The organism is Corynebacterium sp. HMSC078A10 (assembly GCF_001811565.1).
Lineage (GTDB): Bacteria > Actinomycetota > Actinomycetes > Mycobacteriales > Mycobacteriaceae > Corynebacterium > Corynebacterium hesseae.
Genome location: NZ_KV805221.1, coordinates 25,109 through 46,714, shown reverse-complemented (window position 1 = coordinate 46,714; position 21,606 = coordinate 25,109). Strand labels below are relative to the sequence as shown.

Here is a 21,606-nt window from a genome sequence, read left to right as displayed (position 1 = left end):
TTATGAGCCAGACAGAAAACACCACCAACGCCTCCCAGAACCCCGACCCGCCCCAGCCGGACCCCGCGCTCAAGCGCCGCTCCCGCGTCGCTTTGTGGAAGTATGGCGCGGCCCGTGTGGTGCTGTTTATCGTGTTGACTGTAGTGATTCAGCTACTGGCGATGGCGGTGCTCCAGACCTTTCCGCTGCTGGTTTCCGCGCTGCTGGCGTTGTTCGTGGCGCTGCCACTGTCCATGCTGCTCTTTTCCACGTGGCGCGTGGAAGCAACCCAATCCCTGGCGGAGTACTCCGCGCAGCGCAAGGCCCACAAGAAGTGGGTCCAGGAGGAGCTGGCTGGCCGCTAAATCAGAGGCTAAACCAGAGCCAGCGCTACTGCGTTGACAACCGCCCATACCAGCATCGCGCGGCCAGTCATACCGAGCACCGGGATGAGTTTGGGTCCGCGCGCACCGCGGTTGACGGTGCGGATAGCGCCCAGTGCGAGGGGGAAGTAGAGCAGGGAGGCCAGCGCTGCCCAGGAATCGAAGGCCAAGCCCACGGTGAGCAACACCGGGAGCAGCAACAGGGTCATGAATAGCGTGCGGGACTTCTTATCACCCAGGCGCACAGCCAGGGTGATCTTGCCGGTGGCCTCATCGGAGGGGATGTCCCGGATGTTATTGGCCAGGTTTACCGCCGCACTCATACCGCCGATACCCACGGCTAAGGCAAGGCCTGTCCACGTGATGCGGCCGGCCTGTGTGTACTCGGTACCTAGGACCGCGACGAGCCCGAAGAACACGAAAACGGCGATTTCTCCGAACCCGCGGTAGCCGTAGGGATTCTTGCCACCGGTGTAAAACCAGGCGCCGGCGATACACACAGCGCCGACGAGGATGAACCAAGCCGCGTTGGCAGCCAGGGAGAGCGAAATGCCCGCGATAGCCGCCACGCCGAAGCAAGCGAAAGCAGCGAACTTGACGTGCTGCGGCTTGGCCAGTCCGCCCCCGGTAAGCCGCTGGGGGCCGGTGCGGTCATCATCGGTGCCGCGGATGCCATCGGAGTAATCGTTGGCGTAATTCACGCCGATGATAAGCGCCCAGGCCACGATGAGCGCCAGCAACGCCCGGCCCCAGTGCAGGCCGTGGGCCGCGGCAGCGGCACCGGTACCAGCGATAACGGGAGCAAAGGCATTGGCCCAGGTGTGCGGGCGAGCACCCTGGAGCCAATCGGCAGGAGTGGCGGAATAGGCAGACATGCTCACTATTGTGCCACTGGTGTGGTGTGCTGCGGCAATGAGCTGGTGCGTTGGCGAAAGCGGTAGATGATGAGCACTGCAACGAAAATAACGGCATTGGTGACTGTCATTGCGGCAGAGGTAGCCGCGTCAAGGACATAGGCAACCCAAAATCCCACGACCGCGCTGATAGCGGCAACGCCACAGGCGGTCAACACCAGCGTGGGCACGCGCTGAGTAAGCAGCCGCGCGGTCATCGTCGGGAATACCATGAGAGCGATGACCAGCATGGCACCGGCAGCGTGAAAGGCGGCGGTGGCGGTGCAGGCAACCACGGTCATAAATATGATGTGAAGAACGCGCGTGGGCACCCCGCGTGCGGCACAAAAATCGGCGTCAAAAGTCGTGGCGGATAAACGCGGCAGTGTAAGGGCGAGGAAGAGAGCATTGATACCCAGCACTGCGGCCATGATGTAGCAATAGTTGGGATTGGAGAAGGCCGCGAGGTTGAGATCACCGACGAGAACGGCGTGGACATCAAGGTGCACGTGGCTCATGTGCGTAGAAATCAGGATGACTCCGGCGGCAAACAGGGCGGGAAAGACCAATCCGAGGGCGGAATCAGCAGTCACCAGCGGGCTGCGCTGTAGTGCGTCAGTTCCCAACGCCACCACCAAGGCGCCAGCGGCCGCGGTAACGAGCAAGATGGGTGAATCTAGATCTGCGGTAAAGAGGTAGCCGACGGCAATTCCGGGAAGGACGGCATGGCCGATGCCGTCGATAAGCATGGCCTGGCCTTTGAGGACAACAAAGGTGCCGGGGATAGCACAGGCCAAGGCCGTCAGAACGGCAAGGAGACAAGCGGTCGCGGCGAGGGTCATGAGGCTAGCTTTCTACTGGTGAGGCTGATAGTGACGAGCGCCGCCTGAGCCAGGACGATGACCGGACCGGTGGGCAGCGGGCCGTGCGCAATGGAGACATAGCAGCCGAGAGCAGCGGTGGCCGCGCCGAAGAACCCGGAGAGCGCGATGAAAGGTAGCAAGCGCGTGGTCCAGGGGCGGGCAGCGGCGGCAGGGCTGATGACCACGGCGACCATGAGCACTACGCCGACGACTTTGACGCCGAGCACCGTGATGGCGGTGAGGGCGAAGAAACTAGCCGCGTTGAGGAACGAGGTGCGGATGCCGGCTACCTGGGCAAAACTTGAATCAAAAGTGACTGCGGCCTGCCGGGTGTGAATGAGGAAAAGAAAAAGCAGCACGCAGCCACCGATGATGAGTGTGGACCGTACATCCGCGCGAGTGAGCGTGGAGGCATTTCCCAGCAAATAATCCTGGATTCCGGCCTTGCCAGGCAATGGTCGGCGGGAAATATACTGCATGAGCAGCATTCCCACCGAGAAAAATGTGGTTAGCGTGGCCGCCATCGCAGTGGTTTGCCCCAGGGGAGTTAACCGCGGGATGAGGTGAATGCACCCCACCGCGAGGGTTCCGGTGAGCAGGGCGCCGCAAGAAAGAAGCCAGACATTTCGCCCGTCCCAGCCAATGGCGGTGGCCACGAGGAAGGCGGTGAGCAGTCCAGGCAGGGAAGAATGCGAGATGGCATCGGCCAGCAGGCTGGTGCGGCGAACATATACCAGTGGGCCTAGCGCGCCAGCGCAGCCACCGATGAGCACGGTGCCCAGGAGTGCCTGGGTATAGGTGTAGTTCTGAAGAAGCTCGAGTGGGTTCATGATGGCAGGGAAAACATGTCGGCAATGGCGGACTCGGTAAGTACCTGCTCGGTGGGGCCAGCAGCAATGAGCCGGCCGTGGCCGACCATGAGGACCTCATCGCAAAAGTCGGCGACCTCCGCCAGGTTGTGATGCACCAGCAGGATGGTCACGCCGTTCTCGCGCAGTTCCTTGAGTACATCCATGATGGCGCGCTGACTCGCGGCATCGACACCAGCGAAGGGCTCGTCGAGGATGATGAATTCCGGCTCGCTAACGAGCGTGCGCGCCAACAACACGCGCTGGCGCTGACCACCAGACAGGGCGGAAATCGGCAGCTGCGCGTGTGCCTGCATTCCGGTGCGGGAAAGCGCGGCGTGAGCGGCGTCTTTGTCAGCGCGGCTGGGCCACTGCCACCAGCGCAGCCCGGCGGTGCGGCCCATCAGGGCGATGTCGAAGGCGGTGGCAGGGTAATTCCAGTCGATATCCGCATGTTGTGGCATATATCCGAGACGCTGCCGAAAATGTGCCAGATCGACGCCATCGAAGGTCATCGACCCGCAGGCTAGAGGCGGAAGGAGCCCTACCAGCGTGCGGACCAGAGTAGACTTTCCCGACCCGTTCGCACCCACCAGCCCGGTGATAGTCGCGGGGGTGAGGGTGAAGGAGGCGTCGTGAAGCACCGGCGTGCGGGGATAGCCGGCGGTGAGGTTTCCTACGCTGAGCATTAGCTTAGTGCTTTCGCCACGGCGCTAGCGTTATGTTCGAAGGCTCCGAGGTAGGTATCGGTTGGGGCTTCCGGGCCGAGGGTATCGGCAAAGAGCTCTTCATCCGAGATGGTGACTGTCCAGTTGCGGGTTTCTACGGCTTCCTTGAGAGAAGTGATGGCCTGTGGGTTCGCCTGGTTATCTTGGAAGATAACGGGGACCTTCTTCTCCGCGATCGTATCCGCGAGCTCGGAGATCTCAGTGGCGGACTTGGTGGCTTCGGTGGTCACGAAGTCGGTGGCTTGGACTTCAAAGTCGAAGGTCTTGCCGAAGTAGTTGAAGGCGTCATGGCCGGTGATGAGGACGCGCGGGGAGGCGTTTTCGAGTTCCTTAGCCGCTTTGTCATGCGCGGCTGCAATCTTGTCTTCATATTCATCGGCGGCCGCGGCATAGTCTTCGGCATTGTCAGAGTCGATTTCGCCGAGTTTGGTGCCGATGTGATCGACGACCTGGCTCCACAGCTCGGGGCTATTCCAGATGTGCGGGTCGTAGAGTTTTTCGCCCTTGTCACCTTGCTCGGGCCACGGCAGAAGGTCAGCAGTATCGAGCTGTTCGCCGACAGCTAGCTGCTTCTCACCGAGGGAGGAGAGCTGGTCCACCATTTGCGCCTCGAGGTGAAGGCCATTCCAGAGGACGAGGTCGGCGTCCTGCATCTTTTCAATATCGCGCGTGGTGGGCTGGTAGGTGTGCGGATCGCCGCCGGGACCGACCATGGTGGTGATGTCGGCGTCCGGGGCGATATTGGCGGCCGCATCAGCCAAGTAACCAGTCGTGGCGAAGATCGTCAGATTGTCGTCCTGGGCTTCGGCGGAGTCGCTGCTGGTGCAGGCAGTCAGCGCGGTGGCAGCCACGAGGGAAGCGAGGGGAAGCGCAATAAGTTTCTTCACGGGAAACCTCTCTTATTAAAAGTGAATGTCGATGTTCAATAGATTGAACTTGAAAGAGCATAAGTCCTGAAACCTTTGGAAGCAATAGGCTGAACTACGATGGGGGTATGCACATCAGTGAGCTGCCCGAACGCACCCAGGATTACCTCAAGATCCTCTGGACCTATGAGGAGAAAGAGGGCGCTAATACCGCGATGCCGCTGGGGGACCTAGCTAAAGCGGCGGGGCAGAAGCTGCCCACCACGTCGGAGGCGGTCAAGCGCCTGGCCGCGAAGGGGCTGGTGGAACACGAACGCTACTTCGGTGTTCGGCTTGTTGAGGAAGGCCGGCGGCTGGCTGTGGCAATGGTGCGCCGGCATCGGCTCCTGGAAACCTTCCTCGTGCGCACTCTGGGCTATACCTGGGATGAGGTGCACGATGAGGCAGAAATGCTAGAGCACGCGACGTCCGACAGGCTCGTTGAACGTCTTGATTCTTTCCTGGGCAACCCCGCCCGCGATCCGCATGGTGATCCCATACCTGCCCCGGATGGCACTGCCGAGCCGGTCTCGCGCATTACGCTTATCGACGTCCCCGCGCAGACCCCCGTCACCGTGGAGCAGGTCACTGACGCTGATGGCGAATTTTTGCGCTACCTGGATAAATATGGAGTGCGGCCGGGAGTAGAATTGACCGTCGTTGCCCCTTCGGTTGCGGGTGTGCTCGAGGTTGCCGTCGATGAAGGTTCACACTTCCCCCTCGGGGAATCCGCTGCGCGCGGCATTGCCGTACGCAGCTTTGGCGAAGCGGAGGCTTAGCTGTCCCACATGCGGGCGACGGCGAGGCGGTCTACCTTGCCTGGGCCGGTGGTGGGGAGCTGGGCCAGGCGCTTGAAGTCCTTGGGGATTTGCCACCGGGGAAGGCCACTATCGTCGAGAGCCACAAGGATATCGCCGACATCCGCCCATCCGGTATAGGCAGCGACGATCATCTGTCCTAAGCGTGGGTGGGGGATGCCGGCCACGCACACGCTCTCCACTCCCGGCACGCGCAGGATGTGCTGCTCGAGCTGTTCTGGATGGAGCTTGAGCCCGCCGGTGTTCAGGATGTTGTCGAGGCGCCCGGTGACGGTGAGGTGGCCGTCGTGAAGCGCGCCGGCGTCGGAGGTAGCAAACCACGAGGTGCCGGACTCATCGACCACGAAGGCATCTGAGTCCACGTTTCGGTAGCCCTGCGCAATCATGGGCCCGCCGAGGTAAATGCGCCCCTCGTCGCCGATGCGAACAAGAGCGCGATCGAGGGGACGGCCGTTGTAGACGCAGCCGCCGGAAGTCTCTGAGGAACCGTAGGTGGTGACGATGTTGATGCGCAGCTTTTTCGCAGAGTCCAACAACTGTGGGTGGGTGGCAGCACCTCCGACGAGGATGGCATCAAAAGTGCGCAGGGCCTCGATTCCCACTAGCGAATCCATGGCCTTGGCCAGCTGCATGGGGGTCAGTCCCGTGTATGAGCGATCCCCGGTGGCGGCCAGCTCGTGCGCGGCGCGGGCGAAATGAGGGACGGAGAACCCTTCTGAGAGATCAAGGCACAGCGGCTCCACTCCCGCGACGAGGGAGCGCACCAATACTTGGATGCCCGCGATATGGGAGGCAGGCATGGCTAGCAGCCACTGGCCGGTGCCGCCGAGAGCGCGGTGCGTGGCATCGGCGCTGGAGACCAAGTTGGCGGCCGTGAGTTGCGCGCCTTTCGGCGTGCCCGTGGACCCGGAGGTGGCCACGACCAGCGCGATGGAGGAATCAATAGGTTCTCCTGCGCGCATGTGGTTGCGCAGGAGCTGCGCGCGGGTGCGGTCCTCTGCAGGGGCGGGCAGGAAGGTGGCTTGTCCTGCGATGGCCGCTTCCAGATCAGGGAGGATGGCGGCGGGGTCATGTGGATTGACAGGCAGAGGGGAGAGGATGGTCACGGTTAGCTAGGTTACCGCCCGCGGTGTTCGTAAGGGTTGATGAGCTCATCCTCCTGATCGAAGGGGCGCTCACCATCCTTTTGGGCCTGCTGGATGTGGCGCAGTATCCACACGCGGGAACCGATGACGGCAACGAGCGCGATGGCCGCGAGGGCAATGGAAAAATAAAGCACGTCAGGCTCTCCTTGGGGGAACTAGTAGTAGTACGGGAAGTCATCCCAGTTGGGCTCGCGCTTTTCCAGGAAGGATTCCTTGCCCTCGACGGCTTCGTCGGTCATATAAGCCAAGCGGGTGGCTTCGCCGGCGAAGACCTGCTGGCCCATGAGGCCATCATCGGTGAGGTTGAAGGCGAACTTGAGCATGCGCTGGGCGGTGGGGGACTTCATGTTGATCTCGCGTCCCATCTGGATGGCGGCGTCCTCCAGCTCGGCGTGGTTAACTACCTCGTTGACGGCACCCATCTCGTACATGCGCTGCGCGTCGTAGGTGCGTCCCAAGAAAAAGATCTCGCGGGCGTACTTCTGGCCCACCATCTTGGCCAGGTAGGCCGAGCCATAGCCGGCGTCGAAAGAGCCGACGTCGGCGTCGGTCTGCTTGAAGCGGGCTTCCTGGCGGGAGGCGATGGTCATATCGCACACCACGTGCAGGGAGTGCCCGCCGCCGGCGGCCCAGCCGTTGACCACGGCGATGACCACCTTCGGCATGGTGCGGATGAGGCGCTGAACCTCCAGGATGTGCAGGCGGCCGCCCTCAACTTTTTCGCGGGCGGTGTCGACAGTGGATTCGTCGGCAGTCGCGTCATCATGCGCGTGCTCGGTGGCATAGCGGTACCCGGAGCGGCCGCGAATGCGCTGATCACCGCCGGAGCAAAACGCCCAGCCGCCGTCCTTTTGGGAGGGCCCGTTGCCGGTCAGCAACACCGTGCCAACATCTGGCGTGCGGCGTGCGTGGTCCAGTGCGCGGTAGAGCTCATCCACCGTGTGCGGGCGAAACGCATTGCGCACCTCGGGGCGGTCGAAGGCGATGCGGACGATGCCGTCCTTACGTTGTGGCTTCGGACCGTCACTGATGAGCCGGTGATAGGTGATATCCGTCAGGTCCTCAAAGCCCTCGACGGGGCGCCAGAGTTCCGGCTTGAACGGATTATCGGTGCTGTAATTCTTCTGCTCGCTCATGGCACACCAGCTTAATTGGAAAGCAGTGTGCCGGAAGTATAGTCCCCATTCCCAAACCCTCACCCACACTCTCCGCCCAGCGCGGCGGTGATAAACAATAAACAATACTGCGGGGTATGCCCCGTCAATGTGCACGTGTACTCCGTACCAGCGCGGTACACCATACAGTGGGACGGAATCGAACCTCCCTGCCTTCTTGCGCTACGAAGGCGCCTGAGAAGCACTGGACTTTTCCCTGCCCAGTAAGGGTTGCGCTCGCTGCGAAGAGTGTGGGCTACCGTCGCGCGCATGAGGCGCGCGACGTGACTACATGTCGAACGACATGACTACGTGCCGCAAGAATGCGGCACAACTAGCGGCAGTCGCTATTTAATTATCAGTTCCGTATTCCAGTTCAGCTGCTGGATGCGGGTATCGAGCTCGCGGTACTGGCGGGCCAGATCATCGGCGCGCTCGCGCAGCTTCGGCACGGGCACGGTGGCCACGAACTTGATCTCCGAGCGGGAGTAGCGGTCGTGGCGCGCACCCGCGCGCTCTGCCAACCCCTGGTAGATGCGGCGCTTGCGCAGCAGTCCATCACGAAGTGCGAGTGCCTCCATCAGCGTGATCTCATCGTCGAACGCGGTAGCCGTGTTCGTGGCGTTGATCGCGATGACGAGCTCATCGATGCGCTTGGTTACGCCCTCCAGCTCACGGAGGAGATCCGTCGGGTTCTCATCCGGTTCATCGCCTTCCTGGATGCGGACGGTTGCCGCGAGTCGGTCACTCAGCGAGTTGAGGCGCTCCTGCGCCTGGGCGCGTTCGGCCAAGGCTTCAGCAAGTAGCATGGTTCCTCCTTTAACCCTTAATGGGATTGATTGTCTGTGCAATTGTACGGCAGGCAGGAGGCTTCGCATTGGCGGCGTGACACTTCTAACAAATAGCGGCCGAAAACTTCGATGATCTGGGGCCTTATTTGATCGTTGTGTACGTCATGTTTGGTTGCTCGCTACGGCTGGCCTTCGGTAGACAGCCGGTTAGTCCACGTCTGGCGATTGGCCTCTTCAAAGCTGGCGTAGACAGAATTGTCGCCGTCGATGCCGCAGTAGAAAGTTCGAGTGTCAGAGCCCATGGCGCAATACAGGTCGTAGGTTTGTTTGGTCGCCGGGCTCATGGCTGTAATGCGGGTGTTGTAGGAGCCATTCACGGTAGAACTGCGCTGCGACCAGGTGAAGGTGTGCTTGATGGCCTCATCAAACATAGCGGCGGCGAACTCACAGGAGGTGTTTTCCCGCGTGGATCTTGTCTCCTTGATTGGTATAGCCGCATGCACCGCCGACTTGCCCGACGTTGATGTTGTGGCCGCCCGGGTTGGGGTTGGCGTTGTCGTCCGCGGCGGGAGTGCCGCTCGGGGCATCGTTAAGAGTCGGCGCGGGGCCGCTGTCCTCGGGGGCCTCGGAAGTGGAGGCAGTCACTGAGGCCGCAACGGAGGTTAATTGGCTGTCGGCAGAAGCCTCACTAGCAGGTGCGGAAGCGTCAGGATTATCGCCGCAGGCGCTCAATGCAATTCCGGCGGCGATGAGAAAAGAGAGAGTAGAGAGTTTTCGCATGACTTGTAGCCTAGCGCCCCGCATGGTGGTTTGAGGGGGGCGCTGAGGCCACAGCCGGGGAGTGCTACCCAATAAACATGAACGCAAACAGCGTGTTAAGCACTGTCGCCACAATCATGGGCACGGAGGTGCGCTTGACCAATTGGATGGGATTGACCTTGATGGCGCCGGCAACAATGAGCACCGCGGCGTTGACCGGGGAGACCTGGCGCATGAGGTTGGACGTTCCCCAAATGGCGGTGAGCATCTGCGGGGCGTGGATGGAGGTCTGCGAGGCCAGGTTGGGCACTACCTCAGAGAAGGCGAAGTAAGGCGCGGTACCGGAACCGGTGAGTGCGGCCATCGCGGCGGTGGCGGCGACGAAGATGAGGACGATGAGGACGGCGGCGCCGGAGGAGCCCTCGGCGGCGTCGATGAGCATGTCGATGACACCCATCTGCGTAATACCCTCCACCAGGACAGCAGCAGCCACCAGCAGGGCCACGACGCCCGCAGCGCCCTCGCCCATGCCCTTGAAGAAGCTGGAGATGGAATCCACCGCACCCGTGACGGTGCGCTTGCGGATGGACTCGATGACCATCGCGATGAACAGGGAGACCACGGTCACTGGGAGGATGCCGCCCTCAAAGGGGATGACACCCAAACGGTTAAGAATGGCGGAGATAATGATGAGCAGCAACGGCATGAGCGGGAGCACGGCGTAGTAACCCGGCAGGGAGGCTGCGCGGGCGATGGCTTCCTCGGTAGCGTCATCGTGCATCGAATCGGCGCTGACCTCACCGGAGCTTTCGGCCTTGCGGGCATCCACCTTATCGCAGTGGCGCTGCCACCACATGTGGACGAAGGCGGTGATGAGCAGCGTGGGAACCGTGGCGTGGGCGACGGCACCGTAGACGAATTCCGTTGGCGTCATGTTGGTCAGATCAGCGCCCTGGATGAGGCCGGCCTCTAGCGGGGTGGGCACGATGGTGGAGGAAGTCACGACGATGGCGCCCACAGTCAGCGGTGTCAGGCCCGCAGCGATGAGCGCTGGCAGGAGTGTGGCCACGAGCAATAGGGAAAGCGCTGCGGCCGAGGGGATCACCAGTGAGAGCAGCGTGCCCAGGATGAAGCCCACTGGGACCAGCCAGTAGGAGCCTTTGAAGCGCTTGAGCGGTGAGGAGAGCACCACGACCGTCTTGGCATCCGCGCCGATGTGGCGCATATAGGACACAAAGCCGAAGAGCACCATAATCGCCATACCGATGCCGGAGAAGCGCGACTTGAACAGCGCGTCCACGACGAGCAGCTGGTCGTAGAAGGCATTGCCGGTCGCTTCAATTTCTGTGGTTCGGAAGTCCGCGCGCCCAGTGAGAGCGGCGAGCATGAGCAGGATTACGCCAACGGCAAAGATGGAGGCCGCGGCGTGGACTTTCTTATAGATGAGGTAGACAACTGCGGCGATGGCCAGTAGCGCGATGAGAAGGTAGAGCATGTAAAGATCCTTCTTCTGGTTATATCCACTTACTGTTTAAAGGTAACACCGGCTATGACAGGTGTCGCGCTCAACCCCCCCCACACGTACGATGAACGTCATGCACATTGATGACGTCCTTGACCGCGCCCACGTGGTCTCCCTTCCACTCGCCGTGAAGTTCCGTGGCATTACGACCCGGGAAGCATTGCTTATCGATGGCCCCGCGGGCTGGGGTGAGTTCGCCCCCTTCCTGGAGTACGGGGCGGAGGAATCCGCCCGCTGGCTCGCCGCCGGGCTGGAAGCGGCCTACGAAGGCTTTCCGGAACCCGTGCGCGAGTGGGTAGAAGTCAACGGCACCGTCCCTGCGGTTCCTGCCGAGCAGGTGCCGGAGGTCATGGAGCGCTATCCCGGCTGCCGCACCTTCAAAATCAAGGTGGCGGAGAAGGGGCAGACCCTAGAGGACGATATCGCGCGCGTTCACGCTGTCCGCGCCTACATCGAGGCACAGGGTCGCGTGCCGGTTTTGCGCGTCGACGCCAACTGCGGCTGGAGCGTTGAGGAAGCCGTCACCGCGGCCAAGGAGCTCATGCCGCTGGATTACATGGAGCAGCCGTGCAAGACCGTTGAGGAACTCAAGGAGGTGCGCACCCAGCTCATGCGCGCCGGGATTTTCGTGCGGGTGGCGGCGGATGAATCTATCCGCAAGGCCAGCGACCCTTATCGGGTGGCGGAATTGCAAGCGGCTGATGTCGCCGTGGTTAAGCCCGCGCCGCTGGGCGGGGTGCGCAAAGTACTCGAGGTAGCCTCCCACCTGCGCGAGCGCCACATGGACATCACGGTGGCCTCTGCCCTGGATACCTCGGTGGGAATCTCCATGGGACTTGCCGCAGTGGCCGCCTTGCCGCAAATCTATGACGACGAAGACATCGACGTCACCCCGGCCGCTGCGGGCCTGGCCACCGGGTCGCTGTTCCTGGAGGATGTGACAGCACCACGCGAGCTTGTCGACGGTCACCTGCGCGCCGAAGCCCTCACCCCCGACCCGGATCGCCTGAGCACACTCGCCGCGCCGGGCGAGCGCCGCGAGTGGTGGTTCGAGCGCGTGCGCGAGTGCTGGCCGCACCTTTAAAAACACAGCTCACGGTACATGTCCGGAGGGCAGCGTAGGCTGGCGGGCATGACCATTTCCGTGAAAGACGCGCACCTGCACAACCTTCGCAACGTGGACGTGGATTTGCCGCGCGGCCAGCTCGTGGCCGTAACCGGGGTGTCCGGCTCCGGAAAGTCCTCGCTGGCTTTCGGCACCATCCACGGTGAAGGTCAGCGCCGCTATTTGGAATCCGTCGCGCCTTTCGCCCGCCGGCTCATTGCCTCGGCGGTGGACCCGCAGGTAGGCCGCATCGAAGGCCTGCCGCCGACGGTGGCGCTGCAGCAGTCGGCGTCGGCAAGCAGCGCGCGCTCCACGGTGGGGACCATCTCCGCCATGTCTAACTCCGTGCGCTTGCTGTACTCGCGCTGCGGTGACAATCCGGAGGGCTTGTACTCCGATTCCTTTTCCCCAAATACCCCGGAGGGCATGTGCCCGGAGTGCCAGGGCACCGGCGTGGTCCACGAACCCACGGAGGCCTCCATGGTGCCGGATCCCTCCTTAAGCATCGAGGAAGGCGCGATTGCTGCGTGGCCAGGGGCCTGGGCGGGCAAGAATTTCCACGACATCCTGCAAGAACTGGGCTATGACCTGGATTCGCCGTGGGAGCAGCTTTCTAAAAAAGACCGCGAGTGGATCCTCTTCACCGAGGAACGCCCGGTGGTGACCGTCAAGCCGCGCCGCGGAGCGGATCAGATTCAGCGCAATTACGAGGGCACGTGGCGTTCCGTGGCCAGCTACCTGACCAAGACCTATGCGGAGACGAAGTCGGACACACTCCGCGCCCGCGTCTTGAGCTTCATGGAAACCCGCCAGTGCGATACCTGTCAGGGGCGCCGGCTGACGGCGAAGGCCCTCAAGGTTACTTACGCCGGGCTGCCTATCGACGAATTCAATGCCCTCCCGCTGAGCGAAGTCTTCGAGCTCCTCAAAGCCCAAAAGCCGCAACCGAATGACGCTGAAGACCTGCTGCTTAAAGCGCTTCTCCCCGCCTTTGAATCGGCCCTGGAACTCGGCCTTGGGCACCTTAGCTTGGATAGGCCGACGGAGACACTCTCGGGCGGTGAGGTCCAACGCCTGCGCCTGGCCGCGCAGCTGCGCTCCGGGCTCTATGGCGTGACCTATGTTCTGGATGAGCCCTCTGCGGGCCTGCACCCGGTGGAACGAGGTGCGGTGCTGGATATGTGCCGTCGCTTCATTGCGGAGGGGAACTCGGTGCTGCTGGTGGAGCACGACATGGAACTGGTCAAGCAGGCCGATTGGATCGTGGATGTCGGCCCGCTCGCCGGTGAGCGCGGCGGCCAGGTGGTGTACTCGGGTCCCGTTGCCGATTACATTGCGGCCGCGGACTCCGCCGATACCCCCACCGCGCGTGCCTTGGCCCGCCCGCGCCCCACGCCCAAGGCCGATGCGCGCCCGGCACACGGGGATATCGCGCTGCGCCAGGTGCGCTCGCACACCATCGACGGCCTTGATGTGGACTTCGGGCTGGGCCAGTTCACGGCCATTACTGGGCTGTCGGGTTCCGGCAAATCCACACTGCTGGCCGCGCTCCAGGACACGCTCACTGGCCCGGAGTGCCCGGAGCAGGTCAAGCGCGTGGTCTCCATTACCCAAAAGCCAATTGGCCGAACCCCGCGCTCCACGGTGGCGACGTACACCAACCTCTTCGACAACGTGCGCAAGCTCTTCGCCGCCACCCCGGAGGCCAAGAAGAAAAAATGGACGGTCTCGCGCTTTTCCTACAACGTCAAGCAAGGCCAGTGCCATACCTGCGGTGGTGCCGGCCAGATCGAGGTCGAGCTGGTCTTCCTGCCCGGCTCCTATACCCAGTGCCCGGACTGCCAGGGGCAGCGCTATAACGATGACACCTTGTCCATCCGCTGGCAGGGCCGGACCATCGCGGACATCCTCGACCTCACGGTGGAAGAAGCCCTGGAAGTCTTTGCGGATGAAGCACCGATTCTCCACGCGCTCCAAACACTGGAAGCGGTGGGGCTGGGTTACCTGCGCTTAGGCCAGGGCGCCCCGGAGCTTTCCGGCGGTGAAGCCCAGCGCATCAAGCTCGCCACGGAGCTGCAGCGCTCCCGCAATTCGCGCCGGGGCCATACCGTCTACCTGTTGGATGAGCCGACCGTCGGTTTGCACCCGGCCGATATCGACCTACTTATTTCTGAGCTGCACTCGCTGGTGGATGCCTCCCACACCGTCGTGGTGGCAGACCACGACCGACACCTCATCGCCGGCACGGACCGAGTCATTGAGATGGGCCCGGGCTCTGGCACGGAGGGCGGAAAGATCGTGGCGGATGGCACGCCGGGCGAGGTCGCCGCGGGACTAACCCCCACCGGCCGGGTGCTAAGTGGTAAGGGTGCACGATAAGGTAAATCCCATGACCCACAACAACGGTGACAACGAGACGCGGCAGTTCGGCCGCGTCACCGGTGAGAACGAAACCCGCCAGTTCGGCGCGCCGCAGCAGCAGCCGCCGCAGCGTCCCCAACAACACTTCCCGGAGCCCGGATCCCAAAACACGCAGGCCTATGGTCAGCCCTATCAGCAGGGCTATGACCAGAACTATCAGCAGCCGCAATATGACCCGGTCCCGTCCAGCTACCAGGTGGAGCAGCCGAAGAAGGGCGGGGGAGCCCTGTCCTATGTCTTCGCGGCCATCGCTGCTATCGCCGTCGTTTTCGCCGGCGTGCTGTTCTTCCTGTGGCGCGGTGCGGCAGCGGATGCTGACAAACCCGCCCCGGAGCCGGTTACCGAGACCGTGACCACCGAGGTTCCCACCACGGTGACCACCACCAAGAATTCGCCGCGGGATAACCTTCCCACCGACATCCCCACGGAGATCGCACCGGAGATTCCAACTGATCTGCCGCCGGAGATCCAGGATCAACTGGACCAGGGAGAATCCGATCTGGATGGATTGCTCAATGATCTCTTCGAGCAACTAGATTCGGGCAACGGCGAACCCGGTGCGGGCGGTGCAGACAATGCCTAATACCGAGCCGCATGCTGAGAACTCGGCAGCCTCACAACCGGAGTCGATGCAGCTGGCCGAAGCTCTGGCAGCCCAGCTTTCGCGTCACCTGACTGACGTCGTCCTCTGCCCAGGCTCGCGCAATGCGCCGTTGTCTTTGGCCCTGCTTGCGCGCAGCGATATTCGCGTGCATACCCGCATTGATGAGCGCTCGGCCGCATTCGCCGCCTTAGGTTTGGCCCGCGTCCAGCGCAGGCACGTCGGCATCGTCATGACCTCCGGCACCGCGGTGGCCAATACGCTGCCCGCGATGGTGGAGGCGCACTATTCGCACACCCCGCTGGCGGTGATCAGCGCGGACCGCCCGGCCCGCTTGGTGGGCACGGGCGCGTCCCAGACCATCGAGCAGCCAGGCATCTTCGGGGTTTACGCAGAGACCACCCAGGTGGAGAGCACTAGTGATGTTCCGCTTATTGCCGAGCGCTTCCTGAATGATCGCCAGGTGCACATCAACGTGGCCTTCGATGTCCCACTCGTGGGCGAGGAGCTGCCCAGCACCCCGACGGATTACACGCAGCGCCGCGCGCGCACCCCGCGCTGGTCCAATCACGGCGAGGTGGCCGTCGATCTCAGCCGCAACACGCTCGTCATCGCGGGCGATGAGGCCTGGGAGGTCGAGGGGCTGGAGGATGTTCCCACCATCGCCGAACCCACCGCACCCGCCCCCTATCACCCGGTGCACCCGGCCGCGGCGCACCTCTTCCGCCGCGCCCAAGTCTCCGCCAATGACTACGTGGTCAACACCAAGGTGGACCAGGTCATCGTCGTGGGTCATCCCACCCTGCACCGCGGCGTCCTGGCGTTGCTCAGTGATCCCGATATCGACCTCATCTGCCTGTCCCGCACGGAGGACTTCACCAACCCGCGCGGTGCGGCTGCACAGCTGGGCACCACCGTCAAGATCAGCGGCGAGCCCACGCGCGAGTGGATGAAGATCTGCGAAGGCGCCGCACAGATGGCGGCCGAGGGCGTGCGCGAGGTCCTCGCGGAGGCCACAGGCGAGGACGCCACGAAGCCCGAGATCGGCTTTACCGGCCTCCACGTCGCCGCCGCGGTGGGGGACACCCTCGCCGTCGGCGACACCCTCGTCCTGGGTGCCTCCAACGCGGTGCGGGATGCCTCCTTCATCGGTCTGCCTTTCGACGGCGTGGAAACCTACTCGCCGCGCGGGGCCGCCGGCATCGACGGCACCATCGCGCAGGCCATCGGCATCGCGCTGGCCACTCAGTCCCGCGAGGCCGACGCGCCCCGCGCCCCGCGCACCGTCGCCCTCATGGGGGATGTCACCTTCCTCCACGACGCCACCGCCCTCATCCTCCCCGAGGACAACCCGCGCCCGGAGAACCTCACCATCGTCGTCTCAAACGACGACGGCGGCGGCATCTTCGAGGTGCTTGAACAAGGCCGTGAGCCCCTGCGCCCCTCCTTCGAGAGGGCCTTTGGGACGCCGCATGGGGTGGGCGTCGCCAAGCTGGCGGAAGCCTGCGGCGCTGAGCACCGCGAGGTGAGCTCGGCGCAGGAGCTTCTCGACGTTTTGGCGGAACTCAAGGAATACTCCACCGGCATCACCGTGGTGGAGGCGCACACCACCCGGTCCTCGCGCCGCGCGCTGCAGGAGGCTCTGAACGCCAAGGTGGGTCAGTAAATGCCGCGGCGCCGGGTGCGCCAGCTGATCCTGGTGCTCTATGCCGCTGCGCTAGTGGGCATGGCGGGTATGGTGATCGGCCCCTTCTTCAATGACCGCACCATCGGCGCCAACCCCGGGCGCGCCCTGGCCACGGTGACGGATGTCGGCACCTTGCGTACCTTCGTGGACTTCCAGGATTCCGAAGGGATCTACCACACCCCGCCCACCGGCCTGCTCTATCCCACTGGGTTGGGAGAAGGTCAGCAGGTGTGGGTGCTCTACGCCAAGAGCAACCCGGACCTGGTTAAGGTAGAGGGCCGGGAATGGACGCTATCGATCATCCCGGCGCTGTCCTCCGCGGCCGTGGCTACCCTGATTGCCGGCGCGTGCTGGTGGGGGAGCGGGAAAATTAACCGGAATTTAGTACGTGCGTTACCAACCGAGCACTCAGAAAAGGAATGATGGGGCGCATGCGTGTAGCCATCGTCGCGGAATCCTTCTTGCCTAATGTCAACGGAGTGACCAACTCCGTGCTGCGTGTCCTCGAACACCTCCACGAGCACGGCCACGAGGCCATTGTCATCGCCCCCGGTGCCCGGGACGGGCAGGAGGAGATCCCCGATTATCTCGGGTTCACCATCGTGCGCGTGCCCACCGTGCGTGTGCCGCTGGTGGATTCGCTCCCGGTCGGCGTTCCTACGTCCGCGGTGGATGAGGCGCTGCGGGAGTTCAAACCGGACATCATCCACCTGGCCAGCCCCTTCGTCCTGGGAGCGGCGGGAGCATTTTCTGCACGTCAGCTACGCATTCCGGCCGTGGCGCTGTACCAGACCGATGTGGCCGGTTTCGCCACCAAGTACCACGCTTCCGCGCTGGCCTATGGGGTGTGGGAGTGGCTGCGCACCATCCATAACGCCTGCCAGATGACTCTCGCGCCGTCCTCGCTCACCATCTCCGATTTGGAGAAGCACCACATCAAGAACGTGCGCCACTGGGGCCGCGGCGTGGACTCGGAGCGTTTCCACCCCTCGAAGCGCTCGGCGGCGCTGCGCCGGAGCTGGGATCCCACGGGGAAGAAGAAGATCGTCGGCTTCGTCGGCCGCCTGGCCGCGGAGAAGGGAGTGCACCGCCTGTCCGCGCTTAACGGACGCGAGGACATCCAGCTCGTCATCGTTGGTGATGGCCCAGAGCGCCCGCTGCTGGAGGCCCAACTGCCGGACGCGGTATTCACAGGCGCGCTGGGCGGCGAGGAGCTCGCCGCGGCCTATGCCTCCCTGGACATCTTCGTCCACGCCGGCGAGTTTGAGACCTTCTGCCAGGCCATCCAGGAGGCGCAGGCCTCGGGCGTGCCCACCATCGGCCCGCGCGCGGGCGGCCCGGTGGATCTCATTGAGGAAGGTTACAACGGGCTGCTTCTCGACGTCCCCACGTTCGTCGAGGACCTCCCCAACGCCGTCGATGCGCTGCTCAACCCGGAGATCCACGAGGAGCTGCGGGAGAACGCTAGGCAGTCGATTGCTTCCAAGACGTGGCCGGCCCTGTGCGAGCAGCTGCTGGGCTATTACGAGGAAGTTTTGGAGAATGTCCGCGAGGTGCCGCTGACCATTTTGGGCCAGCGCCCGGAGCTGCCGCGCTGGGCCGCTCGCGCCCTGGGGGCGCGCGTGGCCTAGACTAGGCGCTTGTGTCTAAGGCAGATCTGGATAAGAAGCCCTTCGATGTTGCGCGCATGTTTGACGCGGTGGGCAAGAAGTACGACATCACCAACACGGTGCTGTCCTTTGGTCAGGACGCGCGCTGGCGCCGTCTGACGCGCGAGCGGCTCAACCTGAAGCCGGGGGAGAAGGTCCTCGACCTGGCCGCCGGAACGGCTGTTTCCACGGAGGAGCTGTCCAAGTCCGGCGCGTGGTGCGTGGCCTGTGATTTTTCACTCGGCATGCTCGCGGCTGGCGCGGGGCGCGATGTGCCCAAGGTGGCTGGCGATGGAATGCGCCTGCCTTTTGCGGACAACACCTTCGATGCGGTGACCATCTCCTATGGTCTGCGCAATATCCACGACTTCGAGCTGGGCCTGCGGGAGATGGCGCGCGTGACCAAGCCCGGTGGGCGGCTGGCTGTGGCGGAGTTTTCCAAGCCAGTCATCCCGGTCTTCGGCACCGTCTACAAGGAGTACTTGACCCGCCTGCTGCCGCCGATTGCCAAGGTGGTCTCCTCCAACCCGGAGGCCTATATCTACCTCGCAGAATCCATCCGCGCGTGGCCGGAGCAGCACGAGCTAGCCGCCGCCATCAACCGCAATGGCTGGGAGCAAGCAGGCTGGCGCAACCTCACGTGCGGCATCGTGGCGCTGCACTCCGCGGTAAAGCCGGCCTAGGGGCCTAAGCCCAATGGGCTTAGGCCGAAAGGTAAAACCCAAAGGGCTTAGGCCCAAAGAGGAGTATCGCGGCGCAGCGTGGAGACCGCCCCGCCCGCCAGCCGCCAGGCGCGGGCAAGCAGGTCCTTGTCCTCGTCGGTGATGAGGTTGCCCATGAGGCGTGCGGCGGCCGGCATGAGCATGCGGCCGATGGGGCCGCGCATGGCCACAGGTCCGGCCAGCGGCAGGAACTGCGGATAGGTCAGCAGGCGCGCGGCCGTGCGGGCGAGCAGGAAGGCCTCGCCATACTCGGCGCGCAGGCGTTCCGGCCACGCTAAGGTCAGGTCCTTGGTGCCGAGCATCTCCACGGCGAGTGCCGCCGTTTCCAGGCCATAGTCGATGCCCTCGCCGTTGAGCGGATTGACGCAGGCGGCAGCGTCACCAATGAGCATCCAGTTCGCGCCGGCCACCCCGGACACCGCGCCACCCATGGGCAGCATCGCCGAGGTGACATTGCGCAGCTCGCCCAAGCCCCACTCCGAACGCTGCTGCTCAGCGTAGAAATCAAGCGCCTTCTTGGTGTTGAGACGAGCCGGGCGGGCGGCGGTGGAGAGCGCACCCAAACCGATGTTGACCCCCTGTCCCAGCGGAAAGATCCAGCCATAGCCAGGTTGTACGACCCCCTCGGGGTCCTTGAGCTCCACGTGGGAGTGCATCCACTCCTCGCCGTCGTGGGGCGAATCGGCGTAGGCGCGCGCGGCGATGCCGTAGACCTCCTCGCGGTGCCAGGTGCGGCCCAGCTGCTTGCCAAAGGTCGAGCGCACGCCATCGGCCACGATGACCCACCGCGCGCGCACGCGGCGCTTGCCCACGGAGAACTCCACCAGCCGGTTGCCCTCGAGCTGCGGGGCCGTTGCCGAGCCGGTGAGAAGCTGCGCGCCGGCTTCTTGAGCGGCCTCAACGAGCAGCGCATCGAATTCATAGCGCGGCAGAGCCGTTCCCACCTGCGAGGGGTACGTCGACGGCCACGGGGCGGTCACGGTGCCGCCGAAGCCGTGCAGCTTGAGCCCGCGGTTGCGATAGGAGGCGTTGACCTCGATGCCGAGGAGCTCCAACTGGTGCATGGCGCGAGGGGTCAGCCCATCGCCGCAGGTCTTGTCGCGGGGGAAGGGGGAGGCGTCGACAAGCAGCGTGTCATGGCCGGCGCGCGCGGCGTGGATAGCGGCGGCAGCGCCGGCGGGCCCGGCACCGACGATGGCGACGTCAACAAGGGTGGAATCGATCTGCTCCGACATGGGGACTATCATTGCACGGGATAGTGGCCACAAGTGTGTTGAGGGCCGTGCCATGGGCTACGGTAGGTAAACACTAGGATTTTTGAGCTTAAAGGAACACGTTTAATGTCACACGGCCAAACTCACGCCAAGCACGTGGACTTGGGGGATGCGCAGCTCACCGAGCGTATCAACGCCGGGATGGCTGCTGTAGAGGACCTGCTGAATACGGAGCTCGACCGCGGGCAGGACTTCATCAAAGACAAGGTGCGCCACCTCTCCCTGGCTGGGGGCAAGCGTTTCCGCCCGATGATGGCGTTGCTGGCTTCCGAGTTTGGTGAACGCTCGCAATCGCCCGAGGTGATTAAGGCGGCAACCGTGGTGGAAATGGTCCACGTGGCCACGCTCTATCACGACGATGTCATGGATGAAGCGGAGCGCCGCCGCGGCGTGGATTCTGCGAATTTCCGCTGGACCAACTCGGTGGCTATTTTGGCGGGCGATGCCCTCTTGGCGCACGCTTCGCGGCTGATGAGCCAGCTGGATACCCACACGGTGGAGCACTTCGCGGAGACCTTCGAGGAGCTCGTCACCGGCCAGATGCGCGAAACCATCGGTGCCGGCGAAGCTAACGCCGTGGAGCATTACACGGCGGTCATCCGGGAAAAGACCGCGGTGCTCATCGCCTCCGCCGGCTATCTGGGTGCTTACCACGCTGGCGCCGGCCCGGAGCAGTGCGAGGCGCTGCGACAGATCGGTGCGGCCGTGGGCATGATTTTCCAGATCGTCGACGATGTCATCGATATCTTCTCCGATTCCGAAGAATCCGGGAAGACCCCGGGTACGGACCTGCGCGAGGGCGTGTTCACCCTGCCCGTGCTCTATGCCCTGGAGGAAGAAGGCGAGGTCGGCGATGAGCTGCGTGCGCTGCTGACGGGCCCGCTTGAGGACGACGCCTCCGTGAAGCGCGCCATCGACCTGCTGTGGAAGTCCGGCGGCCGGGACAAGGCGCTTGCCGACGTCAACGCGTACCTGCGCGTGGTCGAAGACCAGCTGTCACTTCTGCCCGAATGCACGGCCAGTGAAGCCCTGCGCCAGTTGGCGGACTACACGGTCCAGCGCGTGGGCTAATAGGTGCTCCTGCCAGGCGATTTGCATGTCGGGCGGGACTTCGTAGTAAAGTACATAACCGCACTCAAGAGTGCATGCCAGGTTGCCCGAGCGGCCAAAGGGAGCGGACTGTAAATCCGCCGGCATTGCCTTCAGAAGTTCGAATCTTCTACCTGGCACAAAACAAATCCCGCAGACACAGAAAATGGGTCTGCGGGATTTTTTGATCACCGGGCGGCCCAGCCCGGCATAGGGCGGGGCTAAGCGCGGCTAATCTAGGCGGAACAGATCTCGCTGGAAGGCCGTAGC

Annotated in this window: 23 protein-coding genes and 1 tRNA gene; 11 read left to right on the top strand and 13 right to left on the bottom strand. The window is 63.5% G+C overall.

Features of this window, described 5'->3' with window-relative positions:
• The first annotated feature begins 2 nt into the window (after nucleotides 1–2).
• A complete protein-coding gene (locus HMPREF2808_RS09790) occupies nucleotides 3–344 on the top strand; it encodes a DUF4229 domain-containing protein (protein WP_070533925.1) in 342 nt (113 codons plus the stop codon).
• An 8-nt stretch (nucleotides 345–352) separates the two neighbouring features.
• On the opposite strand, the gene HMPREF2808_RS09785 is transcribed toward HMPREF2808_RS09790, so the two are convergent.
• The 5 genes from HMPREF2808_RS09785 to HMPREF2808_RS09765 are packed head-to-tail and all read right to left on the bottom strand — an operon-like array spanning nucleotide 353 to nucleotide 4,581.
• The gene (locus tag HMPREF2808_RS09785; protein WP_070534067.1) at nucleotides 353–1,237 is read right to left on the bottom strand and encodes a 1,4-dihydroxy-2-naphthoate polyprenyltransferase; all 885 of its coding nucleotides are present in this window, start codon (nucleotides 1,235–1,237) and stop codon (nucleotides 353–355) included.
• A gap of 5 nt (nucleotides 1,238–1,242) precedes the next feature.
• Complete coding sequence (locus tag HMPREF2808_RS09780; RefSeq protein WP_010189755.1) at nucleotides 1,243–2,097, bottom strand: metal ABC transporter permease; 855 nt, start codon at nucleotides 2,095–2,097, stop codon at nucleotides 1,243–1,245.
• Nucleotides 2,094–2,948, bottom strand: a complete 855-nt coding sequence (locus tag HMPREF2808_RS09775) for a metal ABC transporter permease (protein ID WP_010189752.1) — start codon at nucleotides 2,946–2,948, stop codon at nucleotides 2,094–2,096. The genes HMPREF2808_RS09780 and HMPREF2808_RS09775 overlap by 4 nt, the downstream gene beginning before the upstream one ends.
• A complete protein-coding gene (locus HMPREF2808_RS09770) occupies nucleotides 2,945–3,655 on the bottom strand; it encodes a metal ABC transporter ATP-binding protein (RefSeq protein ID WP_010189751.1) in 711 nt (236 codons plus the stop codon). The genes HMPREF2808_RS09775 and HMPREF2808_RS09770 overlap by 4 nt, the downstream gene beginning before the upstream one ends.
• Nucleotides 3,655–4,581 carry a metal ABC transporter substrate-binding protein gene (locus tag HMPREF2808_RS09765; RefSeq protein WP_070521016.1) on the bottom strand — a complete coding sequence of 309 codons (927 nt, stop codon included), beginning with the start codon at nucleotides 4,579–4,581 and terminating at the stop codon, nucleotides 3,655–3,657. The genes HMPREF2808_RS09770 and HMPREF2808_RS09765 overlap by 1 nt, the downstream gene beginning before the upstream one ends.
• A 107-nt stretch (nucleotides 4,582–4,688) precedes the next feature.
• Between HMPREF2808_RS09765 and HMPREF2808_RS09760 the strand changes: the two genes are divergently transcribed.
• Nucleotides 4,689–5,378 carry a metal-dependent transcriptional regulator gene (locus HMPREF2808_RS09760; RefSeq protein WP_046647781.1) on the top strand — a complete coding sequence of 230 codons (690 nt, stop codon included), beginning with the start codon at nucleotides 4,689–4,691 and terminating at the stop codon, nucleotides 5,376–5,378.
• On the opposite strand, the gene menE is transcribed toward HMPREF2808_RS09760, so the two are convergent.
• The 7 genes from menE to dcuC form a co-directional block, all read right to left on the bottom strand.
• Nucleotides 5,375–6,523: an o-succinylbenzoate--CoA ligase gene (menE, locus tag HMPREF2808_RS09755; RefSeq protein ID WP_070624560.1), complete on the bottom strand. Its 1,149-nt coding sequence runs from the start codon at nucleotides 6,521–6,523 to the stop codon at nucleotides 5,375–5,377. The two genes, HMPREF2808_RS09760 and menE, sit on opposite strands and share 4 nt — an antisense overlap.
• Nucleotides 6,524–6,534: 11 nt before the next feature.
• Complete coding sequence (locus HMPREF2808_RS13545) at nucleotides 6,535–6,696, bottom strand: hypothetical protein (RefSeq protein WP_168165077.1); 162 nt, start codon at nucleotides 6,694–6,696, stop codon at nucleotides 6,535–6,537.
• A gap of 21 nt (nucleotides 6,697–6,717) precedes the next feature.
• Nucleotides 6,718–7,698 carry a 1,4-dihydroxy-2-naphthoyl-CoA synthase gene (locus HMPREF2808_RS09750; RefSeq protein ID WP_070624559.1) on the bottom strand — a complete coding sequence of 327 codons (981 nt, stop codon included), beginning with the start codon at nucleotides 7,696–7,698 and terminating at the stop codon, nucleotides 6,718–6,720.
• Between the two features lie 365 nt (nucleotides 7,699–8,063).
• Nucleotides 8,064–8,525 carry a DIP1984 family protein gene (locus HMPREF2808_RS09745; RefSeq protein WP_070596766.1) on the bottom strand — a complete coding sequence of 154 codons (462 nt, stop codon included), beginning with the start codon at nucleotides 8,523–8,525 and terminating at the stop codon, nucleotides 8,064–8,066.
• A gap of 161 nt (nucleotides 8,526–8,686) precedes the next feature.
• Complete coding sequence (locus tag HMPREF2808_RS13825) at nucleotides 8,687–8,938, bottom strand: hypothetical protein (protein ID WP_246818566.1); 252 nt, start codon at nucleotides 8,936–8,938, stop codon at nucleotides 8,687–8,689.
• A gap of 13 nt (nucleotides 8,939–8,951) precedes the next feature.
• Nucleotides 8,952–9,287 (bottom strand): hypothetical protein, encoded by a 336-nt coding sequence (locus HMPREF2808_RS13820; protein WP_246818565.1) that lies wholly within the window; start codon nucleotides 9,285–9,287, stop codon nucleotides 8,952–8,954.
• 64 nt (nucleotides 9,288–9,351) lie between these two features.
• Nucleotides 9,352–10,761, bottom strand: a complete 1,410-nt coding sequence (dcuC, locus tag HMPREF2808_RS09735) for a C4-dicarboxylate transporter DcuC (RefSeq protein WP_070624558.1) — start codon at nucleotides 10,759–10,761, stop codon at nucleotides 9,352–9,354.
• A gap of 100 nt (nucleotides 10,762–10,861) precedes the next feature.
• Between dcuC and HMPREF2808_RS09730 the strand changes: the two genes are divergently transcribed.
• Genes HMPREF2808_RS09730 through HMPREF2808_RS09700 form a run of 7 tightly spaced genes read left to right on the top strand, consistent with a single transcriptional unit; the run spans nucleotide 10,862 to nucleotide 18,934 of the window.
• On the top strand, nucleotides 10,862–11,872 hold the full coding sequence (locus tag HMPREF2808_RS09730) for an o-succinylbenzoate synthase (protein WP_070521283.1): 1,011 nt from the start codon (nucleotides 10,862–10,864) through the stop codon (nucleotides 11,870–11,872).
• Between the two features lie 48 nt (nucleotides 11,873–11,920).
• Entirely contained in the window at nucleotides 11,921–14,272 is a 2,352-nt protein-coding gene (locus HMPREF2808_RS09725; RefSeq protein WP_070624557.1) for an ATP-binding cassette domain-containing protein, read from the top strand.
• A 10-nt stretch (nucleotides 14,273–14,282) separates the two neighbouring features.
• Nucleotides 14,283–14,897, top strand: coding sequence for a hypothetical protein (locus tag HMPREF2808_RS09720; RefSeq protein ID WP_070624556.1), 615 nt, complete (start codon nucleotides 14,283–14,285; stop codon nucleotides 14,895–14,897).
• Nucleotides 14,890–16,581, top strand: a complete 1,692-nt coding sequence (menD, locus tag HMPREF2808_RS09715) for a 2-succinyl-5-enolpyruvyl-6-hydroxy-3-cyclohexene-1-carboxylic-acid synthase (protein WP_070624555.1) — start codon at nucleotides 14,890–14,892, stop codon at nucleotides 16,579–16,581. Before HMPREF2808_RS09720 ends, menD begins: the two co-directional genes overlap by 8 nt.
• Nucleotides 16,582–17,025 carry a DUF3592 domain-containing protein gene (locus HMPREF2808_RS09710; RefSeq protein WP_070596761.1) on the top strand — a complete coding sequence of 148 codons (444 nt, stop codon included), beginning with the start codon at nucleotides 16,582–16,584 and terminating at the stop codon, nucleotides 17,023–17,025.
• Between the two features lie 8 nt (nucleotides 17,026–17,033).
• Entirely contained in the window at nucleotides 17,034–18,233 is a 1,200-nt protein-coding gene (locus HMPREF2808_RS09705) for a glycosyltransferase family 4 protein (protein WP_070624595.1), read from the top strand.
• A gap of 11 nt (nucleotides 18,234–18,244) precedes the next feature.
• Nucleotides 18,245–18,934 (top strand): demethylmenaquinone methyltransferase, encoded by a 690-nt coding sequence (locus HMPREF2808_RS09700; protein ID WP_070624554.1) that lies wholly within the window; start codon nucleotides 18,245–18,247, stop codon nucleotides 18,932–18,934.
• Nucleotides 18,935–18,981: 47 nt separating this feature from the next.
• Here the strand turns inward: HMPREF2808_RS09700 and HMPREF2808_RS09695 are convergent, their stop codons facing one another.
• Nucleotides 18,982–20,220 carry a geranylgeranyl reductase family protein gene (locus tag HMPREF2808_RS09695; protein WP_070624553.1) on the bottom strand — a complete coding sequence of 413 codons (1,239 nt, stop codon included), beginning with the start codon at nucleotides 20,218–20,220 and terminating at the stop codon, nucleotides 18,982–18,984.
• A 93-nt stretch (nucleotides 20,221–20,313) separates the two neighbouring features.
• Between HMPREF2808_RS09695 and HMPREF2808_RS09690 the strand changes: the two genes are divergently transcribed.
• Both HMPREF2808_RS09690 and HMPREF2808_RS09685 read left to right on the top strand, forming a co-directional pair.
• Nucleotides 20,314–21,318 carry a polyprenyl synthetase family protein gene (locus HMPREF2808_RS09690; protein ID WP_070624552.1) on the top strand — a complete coding sequence of 335 codons (1,005 nt, stop codon included), beginning with the start codon at nucleotides 20,314–20,316 and terminating at the stop codon, nucleotides 21,316–21,318.
• Nucleotides 21,319–21,394: 76 nt separating this feature from the next.
• A tRNA-Tyr gene (locus HMPREF2808_RS09685) sits at nucleotides 21,395–21,476 on the top strand.
• Nucleotides 21,477–21,606 lie beyond the last annotated feature (130 nt).

Excerpts from the sequence above, each read along its gene's own strand:
- HMPREF2808_RS09790 (WP_070533925.1), top strand. The coding sequence starts at position 3 with ATGAGCCAGACAGAAAACACCACCAACGCCTCCCAGAACCCCGACCCG.
- HMPREF2808_RS09785 (WP_070534067.1), bottom strand. The coding sequence starts at position 1,237 with ATGTCTGCCTATTCCGCCACTCCTGCCGATTGGCTCCAGGGTGCTCGC.
- HMPREF2808_RS09780 (WP_010189755.1), bottom strand. The coding sequence starts at position 2,097 with ATGACCCTCGCCGCGACCGCTTGTCTCCTTGCCGTTCTGACGGCCTTG.
- HMPREF2808_RS09775 (WP_010189752.1), bottom strand. The coding sequence starts at position 2,948 with ATGAACCCACTCGAGCTTCTTCAGAACTACACCTATACCCAGGCACTC.
- HMPREF2808_RS09770 (WP_010189751.1), bottom strand. The coding sequence starts at position 3,655 with ATGCTCAGCGTAGGAAACCTCACCGCCGGCTATCCCCGCACGCCGGTG.
- HMPREF2808_RS09760 (WP_046647781.1), top strand. The coding sequence starts at position 4,689 with ATGCACATCAGTGAGCTGCCCGAACGCACCCAGGATTACCTCAAGATC.
- HMPREF2808_RS09750 (WP_070624559.1), bottom strand. The coding sequence starts at position 7,698 with ATGAGCGAGCAGAAGAATTACAGCACCGATAATCCGTTCAAGCCGGAA.
- HMPREF2808_RS09745 (WP_070596766.1), bottom strand. The coding sequence starts at position 8,525 with ATGCTACTTGCTGAAGCCTTGGCCGAACGCGCCCAGGCGCAGGAGCGC.
- HMPREF2808_RS13825 (WP_246818566.1), bottom strand. The coding sequence starts at position 8,938 with ATGTTTGATGAGGCCATCAAGCACACCTTCACCTGGTCGCAGCGCAGT.
- HMPREF2808_RS13820 (WP_246818565.1), bottom strand. The coding sequence starts at position 9,287 with ATGCGAAAACTCTCTACTCTCTCTTTTCTCATCGCCGCCGGAATTGCA.
- dcuC (WP_070624558.1), bottom strand. The coding sequence starts at position 10,761 with ATGCTCTACCTTCTCATCGCGCTACTGGCCATCGCCGCAGTTGTCTAC.
- HMPREF2808_RS09730 (WP_070521283.1), top strand. The coding sequence starts at position 10,862 with ATGCACATTGATGACGTCCTTGACCGCGCCCACGTGGTCTCCCTTCCA.
- HMPREF2808_RS09725 (WP_070624557.1), top strand. The coding sequence starts at position 11,921 with ATGACCATTTCCGTGAAAGACGCGCACCTGCACAACCTTCGCAACGTG.
- HMPREF2808_RS09720 (WP_070624556.1), top strand. The coding sequence starts at position 14,283 with ATGACCCACAACAACGGTGACAACGAGACGCGGCAGTTCGGCCGCGTC.
- menD (WP_070624555.1), top strand. The coding sequence starts at position 14,890 with ATGCCTAATACCGAGCCGCATGCTGAGAACTCGGCAGCCTCACAACCG.
- HMPREF2808_RS09710 (WP_070596761.1), top strand. The coding sequence starts at position 16,582 with ATGCCGCGGCGCCGGGTGCGCCAGCTGATCCTGGTGCTCTATGCCGCT.
- HMPREF2808_RS09705 (WP_070624595.1), top strand. The coding sequence starts at position 17,034 with ATGCGTGTAGCCATCGTCGCGGAATCCTTCTTGCCTAATGTCAACGGA.
- HMPREF2808_RS09695 (WP_070624553.1), bottom strand. The coding sequence starts at position 20,220 with ATGATAGTCCCCATGTCGGAGCAGATCGATTCCACCCTTGTTGACGTC.
- HMPREF2808_RS09690 (WP_070624552.1), top strand. The coding sequence starts at position 20,314 with ATGTCACACGGCCAAACTCACGCCAAGCACGTGGACTTGGGGGATGCG.